The organism is Candidatus Bathyarchaeota archaeon, assembly GCA_018396705.1.
Taxonomy (GTDB): domain Archaea; phylum Thermoproteota; class Bathyarchaeia; order Bathyarchaeales; family Bathycorpusculaceae; genus DRVP01.
In genome coordinates this window covers 183,131-198,025 of the sequence record JAGTQZ010000009.1, presented here as the reverse complement: position 1 = coordinate 198,025, position 14,895 = coordinate 183,131, and the positions used below count along the sequence as shown (strand labels likewise).

Sequence of the window (14,895 nt, the reverse complement as noted above, 5' to 3'; positions counted from 1 at the left end):
TGGTGTTATGGTGGGGTAGCTGGGATTTGAACCCAGGATCGCCAGCGCCCCAGGCTGGTATCCTTGACCAAGCTAGACGACTACCCCAATAGAATAGTCGAGTACCCCAGGGCTTATTTTCTTTTCTTGAACAGTTTGCAGTTGTCAATTTCGCAAACATATTCGAAGCCTGCTTCAATGAGCTGTTTTGCCTCTTCTAGGGTTTTGGCTGTTTTGCAGATGTATTCGTCTTCGGTAATGTTTTGGACTAACTGGGTGTAGATCAATGTGTTTTTTATGTTTTTGTGTCCGAGCAGTTGCATGACGTGAAGTATGTCCTTGGTTTTGTAGTATTCCATGGTGGCTTTCCAGTGGCGGAAAGTGTGGAAGCTTATTTGGAGAAGCCTCGGGTTTCCAAGTTTGAAGACTATTCTTTTTCGTTGCTTTTCAAAGCTTTTTCTGAGGTAGAACTTGTTTTTATAGGTGAAGACTTTGATGTCCTTTTTAGGAAGGTTTGCAAGCATTGAGGCAAGTTTTGATGAGATTTTGAATATGCGTGGGTTGCTTCCTTTTTCAGGGGTTATTCTTACCGTGTTGCTTGCCAAATCAATGTCTGTCCATTTCAGGTTAAAGACTTCGCCGCATCTTGCACCTGTCTCTTTTAGCAGTTGGAGGAATACAGCCATTTGGCCGTTGCAGCCGGATATTAGGTCGTCAAGCTCTTTCTCTTGGGGAATGAATGGAAGCTTTTGTGGAACTTTATATTTTGGCGGGGACCATGTTATGCCTAGAAATTTGGCGAAAGCCTTGTAGGCTTTAACCGCTATGCATTTTCTGGCTTCGCTCCATGTTTCCTGTCTAGCGATAGTTTCTTTGACACTTTCAGGATCCGTTAAGTTGGCTCCTCTTTTACTTAACGTCTCAAGAATGTAGCAGTAATCTTTAATGGTGGCTTCGCTGTAACCCTCCTTTTTTAGTTTCCAAGCAAAGTTTACTATGCTGCTTTTTACATTAGCCTTGCTTGTGGCTCCCGCAGCCCTCTGCCCATTTTCCGCTTGCCTATTCATGGCCCATTCCACGCTTTGCTCCAGAAGGGCCAAGGCTCTGGAGCTGCATCGGTTAAAAGTTAAGCCCGCGTTGATTTTTAAATTCTTGCTTCCATGCTGCTTTGGCTTTTCAGCCCTCGGCCATGAAAAGCGGTAACCGCAATCTCTACACAAATAGCGTTGAACTGTGCAGCCGTCTGCTAGATAGCGTAAGCCGTCTTTGTAAAGCCTTTTGCTGCTGCATTCTGGACAGCAAAGCCCATTATGGGCTTCAACCATGAAAGCGGGCTTTTTTGACGGGCTTGCTGCAGGAGCCTCCTCAACCATTTTATACACCTTCAACTATTCGCCTTATAATGAGGGGAAGCATAGGGTTTTTCAGGCAGGCCCTCATGTAAGCCTCTAGAACTTGGCTCGGATGTCCATAGCCCCGATGGCGGCATAACAGCTTGAAGGCTTGATACACAAGTGTGTCAAGGCTTAGTTTGAAGCGTTTTTTGCCCTCAGCTAGAGGGCCCACTTTTCACCCCTCCTCCTAGCCAGCTTTTGTTTTTCCCAAATCTCTAGTTTTAAAGTGCCAAACACGTGAATGGGAAACTTTAAACATGGTCTTTTCCACTGGGTAAACGTTGCCTTTCGTGGTTAAAAGCTCGATTAAACTGGCTTGAACCTCTTCAACGTCGGCTTTCCACACGGTGAAAGAGGCCCAGTCGTCAACCACCCCGAAGAATTGTTTGTAAATATGTTTGTTTGCCTTATGGCTTAAAATGTAGTCCGCTATTAGGCGCCATAAAGCCCGCTGCCCTTCGGCTGTTAGGCGATAGGGCGTTTCGCATAAATAGACGTTAATTTCCGCGTAACGCAAGCCCTTGCGGATTTTAATCACTTTTTTGAATTGCTCGGCTAGTTTTGCCTTGAAGTCTGGCAAATCGAAACAGCTTAAGTCTCCATAGCAGTTTTCGCATTTGTTGGGCGGTATGGGCTTGCCTAGTCCTATGCAACCCGGAACCGTTGAATCCCTAGTTAGGCTTAACTCTTTTCTGAAGTGTTCAAGGGCTTTAACCCGGGCTAAGAACCATGTAAGAGGGCCTCTAACTTTAATTTCGGTTCCGTCTGGAAAAGTCAAGTCCATTGGTAGGTCGCGGTTGCACTTTCGCGTAAACTCAACGGCTTTCCAAACCCAAACATTAGGGATTTTAGCGGTTAGCCCGGCCCAACGCAGCATTCCAAGGCGTATCCCGGGCTTACGCTCAGCCTTAGCTTCCTCACAAGGCTCTATAGCCTCAACCTCTTCTTCGGTAGAAGCTTTAGCCTTCTCTAATGGGTGTAAGTCATCAAGCTCGATTATTTTGACGGTTTTGATGCCGATAGGTTTGATAGGTGCGGAAGGCTTATAGGGGAGCCCCACTTCTATAACGGTGCGCCTTTTACGATCCTTTAAAACCTTAAGCCCAAGGCGGTTTTTCGCAATCCTGGACAATTTTTGGTTAAGGCCCTTCAACTCATCTGGGTCCGGGTTTGGGTCGTCAAGGATTATTTTTGAAATCTTAACCAGTGGAATCCTCAAAACCATTTTCTGTGGTTCTGGTTGCAGGTAGGGCTTTAGAGTAGCCTTTTCATCTTCTACCCGGCTCACTAAGAGGCCTTCCGAACCACTCACACCTATCGGCACTTCACCGCAAATCCTAGCTAAGGCATCATTAAACTGCTCCTCAAGTTGCCAGTCTGGATCCGAGGCCTTAATTTGGGCTTCAAGTTCTTGAGCTAGCTCGTTAATTTCCTGTTTAAACTCTGGGTTTAACAAAAGCAAAGGCGCCAAAACTTCTTTAATACGGCTGCTTGACACGCTTAACTCAGTTTCCAGCTCCGGTGTTTCAAGAGTTTCAGCTTTTTGTTTAAGCTCATGGTATTTTCTAAACCGCCATAAAATCAGTTTATTACGAATGGCTTGGGCTTCCGCGAGGAATTTCTTATCCCTATATAATGGCATTGGCCGGGTTTTCTCACGTGCAATAAAAGTTAAACAACGGCTTTCAAGGGCCTTGTCCTTAAACTCTTCTCGGGTTGCTAAAAGCTTAGGCCCGAAAACATAATACGAAATTGTTTTTTGAGGATTGACATCATCGGCTCGCGTGTAATGAGCCAATCTTTTATCATAACCAATATTCAAAATTTTCACGATAAACGCGTAGAGGCTTGATTTATCAAAGTCAGCCTCATCTATGAGGGCCGTTCCACGCCAAAGGTTAATTCTCCTAACAATTGCCTTATCCGTATCACAGCCGGCTAAGATGATTGGGCGATAACAAATGGAGCCAACAGTGTCAAGCCATGTGCTTTTGCCCCGTCCATAGGGGCCTAAAGCCCGCCTATAGGGTAGCCTGGGCAAGAGGTCATAAACATAGGTGAGGAAAACGTAAAACGCGTCTAGTTTTCTTTCGAACTCGTTGGGTGCCTCGTGCCAACGGTTCAGAAAGTCTATGACTTCCTTGAATAGTTGCTCTTCGCTTTCATACTCCTCAACCTGACTTGGTAAAAGTGTTAGCCCGTTTTTTACGTCGGGGTTTTTAATTGGCTTATAAATGCAGTCTTCAAATTCGACAGTCTCCATTTTTTCAACAGAGCCCGTTTTTGAGTCATAAACTAGGAAAAAGACGTTTTGGCCGTCGAACCCCTGTTCTATCAGCCGGCTGTCTGGCAATCCAGCCGACGGAGTCCTCACAACTTTCTTAGGGCCTTTGATAATGGGACATTCAGCCTCTTTACAGTTAACCTTTAAAAGCGGATCATCACAACCGTAAACGTAGCCATGGGTTTCAGCGCTTTTTAATATGGCTTCAACTTCTCTGTTGGGTAAAGGCGGCCGGTTGCGGCTGTTCCAAGCTTTAAGTTTCACTAAGGCTTTGGTTTTACTTAACCCTCGAAAATTAACAAGGTAAGACGCTAGCCGGATGCCAACCTCGTTGCGTAGGCCCTCTTCAACCCCTTGGATAAGAGCCTTAATGCATGGTGGTTCCGGCCCCTTATAACCCTTGACAGGCTTTTCCTTGTTAAACCATGTTTTGGGCGGAATTTGAACCCCGGCCCTCTGAAGGGCCTCATAGAAGACGGCTTCCAAATCCTGGACTATGGTTGGCGAGTTATCGTTAAGCCTCCTGTAGCCCTCAGAGGGTGCCATGATAACGAGTTTTCCTTCACCGATTAACTCAAGCCCACAAACATTGTGATAGGCGCTTATGCTCTTTGGCTTGACATGGCTTAGATAAATCCAATGTTGGCCCTTGCTTGGAGTCTCCTCTATCTGGGTTATTGGCAAATTTCGAAGGACATTGCGGCCCCTCTCTACAGCCTCTTGACTGACATTTTTAACATCGAAATCGATAGCCCCGAGATACAAGCCGTTTTTTGCTTTCGAGCCACAAATCACCGCGAAACCGTCCGCTTGACTCCATGGAAGGCTGCAGAATTCCTCTTCCGTCTGAGGCTCCTTTTGCCATTTAGCCCATTCAATGAGCGGCTGCTTGCCTTTAAGCGGAACAATCGGAAGCCCTAAACTCCAATAATTGCGCGCAGCTTCAACGATTTCGCTCATTAAAATCAGTCACTCCTTCACGCTCTTTCGCCATCCAAAAGGCCGAGGTTGCGAAGTTTTTCTCTAACCGCATCTCTTATGAAGTCACTTTTTGAAACATGGGAATCTTTTTGAATGGCTTTTTCCACAGCTTTATCAAGTTGCTCTGTCACCGGGATTGACCATTTTTTAAGCCGCGACATCGCCACGTTCACCGCACTTTTTCAGCGAAAGTTAAATAACAAGTGGTTATTATACATGTATCGAGTACACGTGTGGTGTAGAATGCCAACCCTTGAAGAAGTCAAAAACAAAATCTTGACCTATCTGTTAGAAATCGGAGAAGCTAACGCTTCTCAACTTGAAGAGAAGGCTGAATGTGCAAATAAAACGTTCCTTAAAGCCCGCCAACAACTAGAAAAAGAAGGTTTAATAACGAAACGTTATGAGCCAAAACCAAACGGCGGCTTACATGCAATATATAGTTTAACGCCTAAAGGCAAAGAAGAAGCTGAGAAAGCAGCCATGAAAAGAGATTATAATGCAAAAATCGATAAAGCCAACCCATATGAAATTGAACGGATGAAACTTCAAAAACGATATGATGAAGTGTGTGAAAAAATCGCAAAACTGCAAAGTAAATGTCCACCCATTAGAGCTGTTATTGATGAATTGCGCAGGCTTAGATGGGATGAAGAGAGTATACAGCAGGTTGTAAGACAACATTATGCGAGATATCATAAAATTGAGGAGGGCCCTAGTAATATAATATTGAAGTTGATTTCGGTTGAGGAGCTTGAAAGGTATATGGATGAACATCCAGATGTCAGAGAGACTATATTAGAGACTATGAAGATCCCACATGAGGAAGCCAAACATAAAATGGACATGGAGTTAGATGTTTTCCGTTACATCTTAGCAATTGAATTTTACTTGATAGACGACTTGAAAGACGATTCGCTGCATATTCTAACACTTAAACCCGTTAAAGGTTTTTTTGTTTTATGGAGTTTTAAAGAGCTTGGCGATTTATATCTTGAAAAACAGAAACTAGAAAGGGAATTACAAAAAATGGAATGGAAGCTCAAATTTAATTTAAGCGAAGAAGACTGGAGGAAGCTAAACCCGATAATAGAGGAAGTTGAAAGTCGAAATACAAAGCAGGAGATAACATTGATAGGAAAAGAGCAAATTGAGGATTTTTTGGAGCGTTATGCCTACAGTAAGCAGCCCGACGCCCTTATTAAACTTATAAGACATTATATACGAAGAGGCTTTGACTGGAGAAGGGCTGAGCAGGCGGCTAAACAGGACCTTGAAAACTTCAAAAGGGAAAAACCAGAGTTATACTACATCTTTGCCTAAAGGCTAAATATGGCCCTTGTTAACGAAATTTTCGAGGTAAACGCATCAAAAAGCAATCCTGCATCGAGCTGCCTTATTTTTCTTGTATTTCCCCATACCATGAGTTTAGAGTTTCGAGGAGTTTTTGGGTTATGGGGCTGGAATTGTTTAATGTCACTAGGTAGTCGCGTTTTCCAAAACGTGAAACCAAAAAGATTCCTCCTGCTTGGAGCTTTTCGACAATCTGCCTAACTCTATCGTAGTCGTTGACGCCTATTGCCCGTGCAATTTGGCCTATTGAGCCGCCGCCAAGGCTTAAATACCGTATAACCTTCACCACCTCCGGGTTTTGCAGACAGTAGCTTAAATCACGTTTTTCAATTTCCAGCCCGCGTCAAGTCGCCTTTCTCCCTGAATTCCTCAGCCTTTCGGTGTCAAGCCTCGATTTTCCGTTGCAAATCCCGCTTCAGGCCCTTCGGCAGCTCATCAGCCTCTCCATGGCTAAATCACCGCCACAAGGCTAAAGTCTTCGTTACCCTACAATAGTAGGCTTCAAACTCGGCCTGCACGGTTTTTCCCAACAGGAAACCCCAACTTTTTGCAAAGCCAAAAACTGAATTTAAGATGCGTCACGTTTTTAGTTTTTCTTTTAGACGTTACTAACAGAAATAGGTTATTAGAGTTTATTTCTAACCAGCATTTTTCAAAGGCACAATTTTTATAATACAGCAATCCCTTAGAAGGATGGATGGAATTTGAGTAAAGCTTTGTTTTTGATGATCGCTATTCTGTCTCTGTTGCTTATAGCCGCGCTTGTAACCTTCAATGTGGGTCCTGGGGCTAGACGTCAACAAAGAGGATCTTATAGAATCTTTCCGAGGGATGCTGCCCATTGGTTTGGGTGGGCGGGTTTCGCGATTTTTGCAGTTTCAGCTTTCTATTCGGCTTTAAAGAGGGGTTTCCCAGGAAGCATTAAAAAGTGGTTGCTGATTCACTGTATCACAGGAGCACTTTCCATAGTGCTCGTTGTCTTCCACATAATCAACAAAATACAGGTTCCAAGGCCAGGATACTTTATCAGCTTCTTCGCTTTTCTTCTCATGGTGGTAATAGTTATAAGCGGGATACTAGGACGATATGTAAAAGCCAAAATCATAAAAGATTATTGGAAAGCACTACACATACCATTAACAATAGTCTTCTACTTCACACTAGCCTTCCACATACTCGAAAAAATAAATCTATTATGGTAGAGCACAATCATACTGTTCGTTTAATGTCTCTTAACAGATCTTGGGAGATTTATGTAACATCGTGAGAAAAATGTGGGGAGATATTTATGTAGATTGCTAGGTTTTACTCTACCTTCTTGTAGCATAGCCACCAATCTATGCACTTTATCTCTCCAGCCTTCTCTTGGTCTCTTCTTTTCTGGATCATGTCTACAGTGTTTGCTGGCGGAACGATCACGTTGTCGCCGATTATCTCATTGTTGGGCCAGTTAGCTGGTATAGCGTAGCCTTTGTCGGCTATTTGGAGCGCCTTCACCATTCGGAGTATCTCGTCCATGTTTCTGCCGAGCTCCATAGGATAATAGAGTATCGCCCTGACAATGCCTTTAGGGTCAACTATGAATACGGCTCTAACTGTCTGTGTTCCCGCGGCCTGCTTGTGACGCATACCTAATCTGGCGGAGATTTCGCCTGTATTATCCGCTATTATCGGGAACTTTATTTCTACATCAAGCTTTTCTTTAATCCATTCTTCCCACTTTAGATGGGCGAAAACTTGGTCTATGCTCAATCCTATTAGTTCGCATTGCAGCTTCTGGAACTCTTCATATCTTTTCTGGAATGCGACGAATTCTGTGGTGCATACTGGTGTAAAGTCGGCTGGATGGCTGAATAGAATAAACCACTTACCGCTGTAATCGTCTGGAAGCCTAATCACGCCTCTGGTGGTTCTAACCTCCATTTGAGGGAATCTGTCACCTATTAATGGCATTTTATACTCTTCCACAAAAATCACCAAAACACTTTTCATAATGAAATGACATATAAAATTTGCCTACAAAATTCGTCTCTTAAAAGCAGCTGAAAAATTATTTTCAGCGCTTTTATACCATTTCTTAACGAAAATTGGTTAATGCTGAAGTTAAGAGTTGGAGAAACCATTAATTTTTCTGCTTTCTCTTTTTATCAGCAGATTTTCGATCATCCTAAGGATTTGCTCATGCCTCTTTTCATCTTCAACTATCCATTCAAGAACCGCTTTAAAAGGCTCTAAATCTATTTTTCTTTCCTCCGCCATCAACTCAATCAATTTTACATGCAATACTGTTAGATATTCCTCGGCAGCAAAGCTTTCAAGCTTCATTAAACCATTTATCAACGAAACAAGTTCTTCATGGCTTATTCTACGCTTGCTCAGAAATTTTTCAGCGTCAACCACAAGGTTTTTCCAAGTTTCGCCCCAAACTTGTTCACACTGTTCAAAACGATCCTTCATATTGCCAGACGAACATTCGCCTATAACCTTAAAACATTCTGCATGTTTAAAAGAGTCGCGAGCAATAAAACTTAGAAGGCAACCGATAGGCTTGTCGTCCACCAACTTAACGATGTGTTCGTAAGCCTTTGCAACTCTCTCCTCCAGAAGGCCAGAGCAATATAGAAACTTTTCCAATTCCCTTTTTAACGTTGTCCTAACCATAAGGGTCCCCAACAAACTCGGAGGATATTACTGCAAACATAAAGCATTTGTTAACTAGAAATAAAGACCGTGACTCCAAATTTCAGCTGCTGGCAGACTTTAACGATAAGCTTAACAGAGCCAAAGGAACTAAAAAATGAATTAGGTGTTAGAGATACCATGTCGTATGGTTCTGAAAACTGTATGTTAAATGAGAAAGTCAAAAGGGCGTTATTAATGGCACAAAAGAATGAGATCACTGAGCATTTTATCTATGAAAAGTTAGCTCAGATGGTAAAACAGCCAAATAATAAGGAGGTCTTAAGACGTATTTCAAATGAAGAGTTAAAACATTACGAGTTTTGGAGGAAATACACGGACAAAGATGTAAAGCCAGATAAACTTAGGATTTTTAAGTATTTTTTGATTTCAAAGTTCTTCGGGATAACTTTTGGAATGAAGCTCATGGAAAGAGGTGAAGAAAAAGCTGAAGTGACCTATGAAAAAATATCCGAGTTTGTGCCCGACGCTAAAAACATTGTGAAAGACGAGGATGAACATGAAAGACAACTTATGAATTTAATTGATGAGGAAAGACTGAGGTATGTTGGCTCCATGGTGTTAGGTTTAAATGACGCTCTCGTCGAGCTTACAGGGGCTCTTGCAGGGTTCACCCTCGCCCTTCCAAACACTCGTTTAGTGGCATTAACTGGGCTGATTACTGGATTTGCAGCGTCGTTATCGATGGCTACGTCAGAATATTTATCAACGAAATCTGAAGGAAACGGTAAAAACCCGCTTAAGGCGGCTGGGTATACTGGAGTTGCCTATATCCTCACAGTTTTGCTTCTAATATCTCCGTATTTGCTTCTTTCAGACGCATATGCTTGCCTAGTTTTAACAATATTATTGGCGATCGCCATCATCTTCTTGTTCACGTTCTACATTTCAGTTGCAAAAGACCTGCTATTCAAAAAGAGGTTTCTAGAAATGACAGCCATTAGCCTCGGAATAGCAGGATTATCATTCACCATAGGATTTTTCATAAAGGCATTATCAAATTTAGAAGTATAATTATATGAGAAATTTGCTGGGAGAATTGTCGGTGCTAAAATGAGGCTGTGGTTAATTCATCCTAAATACCTTGATTGTAGAGGTTTGGTTGCCGTTTGGAGAGAAGGCCTTTTAGCAAAAAAGGTTCTGGAAGGAAAAACCAAGGGCTACAGAAATCATCCACAACTCAAAATTTTTAAAGAGTATGAAAAGCCCATTGATTTAATTAACGCTTATTTATTTCAAATCTATCTGGAAGCGAAAAGAAGAGGTTATTCGTTCGATTTTACAAAAATAGAAAGTTTGAACTTGAAAGAAGCTGTAACCATTACCAGAAGGCAATTGAGGGAAGAGTTTAGATTATTAATGGAAAAACTCCAAACACGAGATAGGAAAAAGTTTGAAGAATTAAAGAGCCTAGGCTTCAATAGCATAGAGCCAAACCCTGTTTTTAGAGTGGATAAGAATAAAAATGATGAATAGCCGTTTAAACAAAATTGCAGGATATAACTATGTTATTTGACAATGGAAAATTGGTTTTACGATTTAGTCAATTTCATTGGTTTTCCGCAGCAAACAAGCATTCCTTTTCCGGCTTCGATAACTTTAACTTTGTTACCACAGATTTCACAAAGGTAAATTTCTCCAACTTTAGTCACTTTCTCACCTCTTATTTCTTAAAGTTTAGCATAGGTTAAAAATGTTGTGAATTGTAGAAGCATGGAAAACATCAAGCTTTTCCATAAGGCAGGTATTAATTTAACAGAGGCATTGAAACAAGCGCTCTATGAAGGTGAAGATGTTTTAAAGAGATTCCTATTAACGAGATTTTAAGCAAAAATAAAGACTTAGCATTGTATGAATTTCCGCAAAACTTTTTAAGTTCAAATTTCCAAAAAATAATTGGTGGTCTTTTTGGCTAAAAAAGAAGAGAAGGTGAGAATACCAGTTCTACCGGACGCTTGCTTTTATCACGATGACGAAAAGTACATTGTTGAAATAGAGTTGCCAGGAGTTACAAAAGAAAATATTAACCTTGAAGTAGCCGAAACAAGTATATGCCTCAACGCACCGCGAAATGATGTGGAATATTTCGGGTGTTGGATTTTCGCCCACGAAGTTAAGCCAAAACAGGCAAAAGCATCCTTTAAAAATGGACTGCTTACGGTCACAGTTCCGCTAGCTAAACCAATGAAAGGAGTGAAAGTTCCCATAGAATAGAAACAAGGCGATTAATAATTTTCACGTCCCCCTTTTCTGGGATGAAAGTTTAAAAAGCTGGATATTTTGCTAATAACAACAAATTCCAACGTGAAGCTTGGGAGGTTACCCTCTTAATGGTTTTAAGAGTTAGAGTTTAAGAAACACTAGCTAATCAGTAATAAAATAGAAAAAAATTCTGATATGCTTTTAAAGGTAAATAATTGGAGGTAGGGATGTTTGGTTCGGATTCTTGTAGTTTATGATAGTCGAACTGGGAACACTGAAAAGCTTGCTGAAGCGGTGGCCAAAGGGGCGCGTAAGGTTTCTGGGGTTGAGGTAGTGCTGAAGAAGGCAAAGGATGTTACGCCGACGATGTATCTCGTGCTGACGCTTATGCTTTCGGCTCGCCATCTCATTTCAGCATAATGTCCGGAGAAATTCTAACAATGTTCACAAACTTATACCCTCACAGACATGCGATTGCAGGTAAACCTGCATGAGTATTTACTACAGGAGCCGGCAGCCAAGTCACAGCATTAGAAAATGTGGAGAGAATTCTTGGTACTTTTAACCCCAAATGGATAAAACCCGGAGTAGCTGTTGAGGGCGCACCTAAGGCAAAGGACCTTGAACAAGCAGAAAAACTTGGAGAAAAACTAGCTAAAGCCACGTTATCAAGATAATTAAACGAAGCCGTAAACAATTAGTTCCCTCACATTTTTATCTAAAATGTAGCTTTGGGTAAAGTTATGAGAAATGAGAAAGAAGAAAAGATATTATGCTATCGTAAAAAGAGAAAATGGGGTTATTGGTTGTTTTGACTTGTTTTAGACAATTTCTAATTTCACTTTTAATGGTATTGGATCCTTAAAAATTGACAAGACTGGGGCAGTTTGCTTCTGTTCCCACTCCAGGCTGCCTCAACTAGTTCTTTTCTCGCATTTACAGACACTTTAACTTTGACCGTTGCTTCGCTATCCAAAGCATGAAACAAACCCAGTTATCCTGGTATTTGTTAATAAGTTTAGGCTGATGTTCTTTTAATCATCGCTAACAGAAAATTGAAAATTGGTGTTATTTTGTCGGACAAATTCAAATGAGTTATATTAATATTTTTGTTTTGAATGTATATTAGCTGGATTTCATTTATGAAAGAGGATTGCCTAAACGTCATGCTAAACGCCCCAGATGTGCTTCAAAAGTTGGCTGGCGGCCTCAAAATCTCAAATACAGATGAGGTAAGCTTTATTGAGGCCTATCTTTACGATGCTCATGTGAGGGTGAAAATTGAGCCGAGGGGCGATGGCTCTCAGCTGAGGATTTCATATGATTTCACAAGGTATTGGCTGATGTTAACACTTGTAACGCTTTTGTTGATACCTATTTTCCTCGTAATAGATAAATTTCTATTTGGGAAGCCTGATCCACATTCTATTATGATACCTCTCATCATGCTCTTCGGATGGGCTCTTATAGCAAATCAAGACGAAAAGAAGAAGCGAGAGAAAATATTAAAAAAAATTACGACTATTGTAAATAGTTAACCCAAGAAACAGTCTACAACCCTGAGTTCAGCAGAGCACTATAATAAAGTAAGCGAGTTTCAACACGTTAGCGTTAGCATTCTGTTAGTCGCTGCTAAGTGCTGTTTTTGTATTGGGGTGGTGTTAGCCATGGTTCTGCTTGTTGGCGGTATGTTTGTCTCCAGCTTTCTATGCTTTTGATCATGTAGGCTTTTTGCTGTTCTGGAATTGCATGGCCCATCCAAAACTCGATGTAGAGCGGATCAACCTTGTGATCGCTTAGAAACGTGCGGAAAGCAGCCCGTAGCGAATGGGGGCTATAAGGATTTCTTCCCTTAAAATCTTCAGTAAATTTTTGAGCGATTTTGTGAAAGTAGGCGTGCACAACCCTCGAGGATACGTCATAAACTGGTGTCTCATTATTCAATTTCTGATCAGCTAAATAATTCTTAAGCAGCTCCACAGACCAGGTGCCCAAGAACGTTATAAAAGTTATGCCTGTCTTCTTCCTTGTTAGGTTAAGGCATATAGGCGTTATTCCCTTTTCAAACTCTTCTTTTATATCGCCGTATTTTAGAGCTAAAAGATCTGATAGGCTCAGCCCACTTTGAACAATTGAAGCAGCTATACTCCTATAGAGCGGCTTGTCCATTAAGGCTATGAAATCGCATACTTCCGCTATGGTCCATGGATGCTTTTTGTTGACTGGTTGAGCCGCCGGTAGTTGCACATAGCGTAAACTTATAGAAATGTCATAGTATTTGGCTAAGCTTTGAACAGCACCCACATAACTCCTCACAGTCTTTGAAGAATAGCCCCTACTCTGAAGCCAAACCACAAAATTGTTAAGCGTCACGCGGTCCACATGCTTTCTCTGGATTCTTGGTAAAAGCCTATCCTGTTCCACACAATCCAAAAAATCCCTTATAGAGCCTCGACTCGAGTAAAACTCTTGAAACGCTGCTAAACCACGACCATAAACATTACGCGTCGCGGGCTTCAAAAAAGAAAGAAACTCAGAAACCTCAGAACAAACCTCAAAACAATCTTCAACCTTCAAGGGCGCCTCTGTCAAATACGCCACAACCCAACAATTCTAAAGACTTCCTAAACGTTGCACAAAGAAAAAGATGGGGTTGTGCGGGAGAATTCGCCAGAAAAATCCTTGACCAAGCTAGACGACTACCCCATATATCGGATGGTTATCCTTCTGTCTTATTTGTGTTTCCGGAAGTTTTGATTTCGTTGGTATGGCTAAATGTTTAGAGCGCTGTTTCTTCCCACCAGCTTAGTGAGAAACTATTTATAAGCTATTTTTCTATTCTAACTCAAAAGTCTTGGAGGGTTAGGATGCCTTTCGTTCAGGTACATTTGCTTGAGGGGCGAACTGAGAAAGAGAGGGAGAAAATTGCAAAAGCGTTCACCGACGCTTTGGTAGAGATTCTCGGAGTGCCCAGGGAGATTGTTTGGATTCAGTTTATTGACATGCCTAAATCATATTTTGCTGTTGGCGGCGTTCTTAAGAGCAGGGAAACAAAATAACTTCCATTTTTCTTCCTTTTAAGTTTCTTCATCTTCTTTTACTTGCCTTGTTGATATCTCTCTTATTAGAGGTTCTTGCCGTCCACCTTCTATTTCTATTTGGGCTTTCGGATACTGTTTCTCAAGCTGTTTGCGGAGGGCATTCACGTCCACGTCTTTGCCCACTTTGGCCTTGACTTTTATACCTTGAGGTGTTTGAGTCACGCGTATGGAGTATCCGCTTGAGAACGTGTCTCCCTTCAGGTCTTTGAAAAAGTTTTCCATCTCGCTAAATAAGGAGCCGCCGAAAAGTTCATCTATAAAATTTCTTTCTCGCCTTTTTCTAGCAGACATCCTCTTCACTATTAAATGAGAATAGCGCAAGCTTTGCTTAAAAGTTTCGTTAACCACGCTTATGTTGATAAAGTTAATAAGCGGGCCCGGCAAAGTCTGTTCCGTGAAGTTGATGGTTGGAAAAGTTATAGTTTTAATGGGCTCAGAGAAAGACTTGGATTTCGCAAGGGAAATCGCCAAAAATTTAGAGATTTTCGGCTTAGCTTACGAGTTTCGGGTTGCTTCAGCCCATAAAACACCGGAAAAAGTTCTCAAAATTCTTAAAGAGTATGAAAGTGAAGCGGTTGTTTACATCACAGTGGCTGGAAGATCTAACGCTTTAAGCGCTTTTGTAGACGCTAACACCACTAAACCGGTTATTGCCTGTCCACCTTACTCGGAAAAGTTCGCCGGGGCAGACATTTATTCTTCGCTAAGGGTTCCAAGCGGCGTAGGCTCCGTTGTGATTATTGAGCCGGAGGGTGCCGCTATCGCTGCAGCTAAGATCCTCGCTTTGGCGGATAAGAGGCTTGAGGAGCGTGTGAAAGTTTACCAAAACGCAAAAAAGGAAGAGATTGAAAAAGCGGATGAGTCTGTTAAGAAAGGTAAAGCTAAAACTTAAGGTGCATAA

General features: G+C 41.7%; 20 protein-coding genes and 1 tRNA gene. 10 read left to right on the top strand and 11 right to left on the bottom strand.

Annotated elements, in window-relative coordinates:
* Positions 1 to 8: 8 nt before the first annotated feature.
* From KEJ24_09215 to KEJ24_09195, 5 genes are all read right to left on the bottom strand, one after another.
* Positions 9 to 87 (bottom strand) — tRNA-Pro (locus KEJ24_09215).
* A 26-nt stretch (positions 88 to 113) separates the two neighbouring features.
* Positions 114 to 1,046, bottom strand: coding sequence for a tyrosine-type recombinase/integrase (locus KEJ24_09210; protein ID MBS7647994.1), 933 nt, complete (start codon positions 1,044 to 1,046; stop codon positions 114 to 116).
* Positions 1,047 to 1,353: 307 nt separating this feature from the next.
* Positions 1,354 to 1,545, bottom strand: a complete 192-nt coding sequence (locus KEJ24_09205; protein MBS7647993.1) for a hypothetical protein — start codon at positions 1,543 to 1,545, stop codon at positions 1,354 to 1,356.
* 15 nt (positions 1,546 to 1,560) lie between these two features.
* Positions 1,561 to 4,617 carry a bifunctional DNA primase/polymerase gene (locus KEJ24_09200; GenBank protein ID MBS7647992.1) on the bottom strand — a complete coding sequence of 1,019 codons (3,057 nt, stop codon included), beginning with the start codon at positions 4,615 to 4,617 and terminating at the stop codon, positions 1,561 to 1,563.
* A gap of 17 nt (positions 4,618 to 4,634) precedes the next feature.
* Positions 4,635 to 4,799 (bottom strand): ribbon-helix-helix protein, CopG family, encoded by a 165-nt coding sequence (locus KEJ24_09195; GenBank protein MBS7647991.1) that lies wholly within the window; start codon positions 4,797 to 4,799, stop codon positions 4,635 to 4,637.
* Positions 4,800 to 4,881: 82 nt separating this feature from the next.
* Here KEJ24_09195 and KEJ24_09190 point away from each other — a divergent pair, with 82 nt between their 5' ends.
* A complete protein-coding gene (locus tag KEJ24_09190) occupies positions 4,882 to 5,961 on the top strand; it encodes a hypothetical protein (GenBank protein MBS7647990.1) in 1,080 nt (359 codons plus the stop codon).
* A 73-nt stretch (positions 5,962 to 6,034) separates the two neighbouring features.
* Here the strand turns inward: KEJ24_09190 and KEJ24_09185 are convergent, their stop codons facing one another.
* A complete protein-coding gene (locus tag KEJ24_09185; protein ID MBS7647989.1) occupies positions 6,035 to 6,277 on the bottom strand; it encodes a hypothetical protein in 243 nt (80 codons plus the stop codon).
* Between the two features lie 418 nt (positions 6,278 to 6,695).
* Between KEJ24_09185 and KEJ24_09180 the strand changes: the two genes are divergently transcribed.
* Complete coding sequence (locus KEJ24_09180) at positions 6,696 to 7,193, top strand: hypothetical protein (GenBank protein MBS7647988.1); 498 nt, start codon at positions 6,696 to 6,698, stop codon at positions 7,191 to 7,193.
* 103 nt (positions 7,194 to 7,296) lie between these two features.
* On the opposite strand, the gene KEJ24_09175 is transcribed toward KEJ24_09180, so the two are convergent.
* Together KEJ24_09175 and KEJ24_09170 are read right to left on the bottom strand one after the other, a co-directional pair.
* Positions 7,297 to 7,983 carry a peroxiredoxin gene (locus tag KEJ24_09175; protein MBS7647987.1) on the bottom strand — a complete coding sequence of 229 codons (687 nt, stop codon included), beginning with the start codon at positions 7,981 to 7,983 and terminating at the stop codon, positions 7,297 to 7,299.
* A 111-nt stretch (positions 7,984 to 8,094) separates the two neighbouring features.
* Positions 8,095 to 8,652 (bottom strand): hypothetical protein, encoded by a 558-nt coding sequence (locus KEJ24_09170; GenBank protein ID MBS7647986.1) that lies wholly within the window; start codon positions 8,650 to 8,652, stop codon positions 8,095 to 8,097.
* A gap of 159 nt (positions 8,653 to 8,811) precedes the next feature.
* On the opposite strand from KEJ24_09170, the gene KEJ24_09165 reads away from it, so the two are divergent.
* Together KEJ24_09165 and KEJ24_09160 are read left to right on the top strand one after the other, a co-directional pair.
* Complete coding sequence (locus KEJ24_09165) at positions 8,812 to 9,705, top strand: VIT1/CCC1 transporter family protein (protein ID MBS7647985.1); 894 nt, start codon at positions 8,812 to 8,814, stop codon at positions 9,703 to 9,705.
* Between the two features lie 39 nt (positions 9,706 to 9,744).
* Positions 9,745 to 10,167, top strand: coding sequence for a hypothetical protein (locus KEJ24_09160; GenBank protein MBS7647984.1), 423 nt, complete (start codon positions 9,745 to 9,747; stop codon positions 10,165 to 10,167).
* 56 nt (positions 10,168 to 10,223) lie between these two features.
* On the opposite strand, the gene KEJ24_09155 is transcribed toward KEJ24_09160, so the two are convergent.
* Positions 10,224 to 10,343, bottom strand: coding sequence for a desulfoferrodoxin FeS4 iron-binding domain-containing protein (locus KEJ24_09155; GenBank protein ID MBS7647983.1), 120 nt, complete (start codon positions 10,341 to 10,343; stop codon positions 10,224 to 10,226).
* A gap of 256 nt (positions 10,344 to 10,599) precedes the next feature.
* Between KEJ24_09155 and KEJ24_09150 the strand changes: the two genes are divergently transcribed.
* The 4 genes from KEJ24_09150 (at position 10,600) to KEJ24_09135 (ending at position 12,431) form a co-directional block, all read left to right on the top strand.
* A complete protein-coding gene (locus tag KEJ24_09150; GenBank protein ID MBS7647982.1) occupies positions 10,600 to 10,905 on the top strand; it encodes an Hsp20/alpha crystallin family protein in 306 nt (101 codons plus the stop codon).
* Positions 10,906 to 11,124: 219 nt separating this feature from the next.
* Entirely contained in the window at positions 11,125 to 11,313 is a 189-nt protein-coding gene (locus KEJ24_09145) for a flavodoxin domain-containing protein (protein ID MBS7647981.1), read from the top strand.
* Positions 11,314 to 11,432: 119 nt separating this feature from the next.
* Positions 11,433 to 11,570, top strand: coding sequence for a hypothetical protein (locus KEJ24_09140; GenBank protein ID MBS7647980.1), 138 nt, complete (start codon positions 11,433 to 11,435; stop codon positions 11,568 to 11,570).
* Between the two features lie 465 nt (positions 11,571 to 12,035).
* Positions 12,036 to 12,431, top strand: coding sequence for a hypothetical protein (locus tag KEJ24_09135; GenBank protein MBS7647979.1), 396 nt, complete (start codon positions 12,036 to 12,038; stop codon positions 12,429 to 12,431).
* Between the two features lie 94 nt (positions 12,432 to 12,525).
* Here KEJ24_09135 and KEJ24_09130 read toward each other — a convergent pair whose 3' ends face one another.
* The gene (locus tag KEJ24_09130; protein ID MBS7647978.1) at positions 12,526 to 13,470 is read right to left on the bottom strand and encodes a site-specific integrase; all 945 of its coding nucleotides are present in this window, start codon (positions 13,468 to 13,470) and stop codon (positions 12,526 to 12,528) included.
* A gap of 290 nt (positions 13,471 to 13,760) precedes the next feature.
* Here KEJ24_09130 and KEJ24_09125 point away from each other — a divergent pair, with 290 nt between their 5' ends.
* Positions 13,761 to 13,952, top strand: coding sequence for a tautomerase family protein (locus KEJ24_09125; protein ID MBS7647977.1), 192 nt, complete (start codon positions 13,761 to 13,763; stop codon positions 13,950 to 13,952).
* 18 nt (positions 13,953 to 13,970) lie between these two features.
* Here KEJ24_09125 and KEJ24_09120 read toward each other — a convergent pair whose 3' ends face one another.
* Complete coding sequence (locus KEJ24_09120) at positions 13,971 to 14,285, bottom strand: hypothetical protein (protein ID MBS7647976.1); 315 nt, start codon at positions 14,283 to 14,285, stop codon at positions 13,971 to 13,973.
* A 112-nt stretch (positions 14,286 to 14,397) separates the two neighbouring features.
* On the opposite strand from KEJ24_09120, the gene KEJ24_09115 reads away from it, so the two are divergent.
* Positions 14,398 to 14,886 (top strand): AIR carboxylase family protein, encoded by a 489-nt coding sequence (locus KEJ24_09115; protein MBS7647975.1) that lies wholly within the window; start codon positions 14,398 to 14,400, stop codon positions 14,884 to 14,886.
* The last annotated feature ends 9 nt before the right edge of the window (positions 14,887 to 14,895 follow it).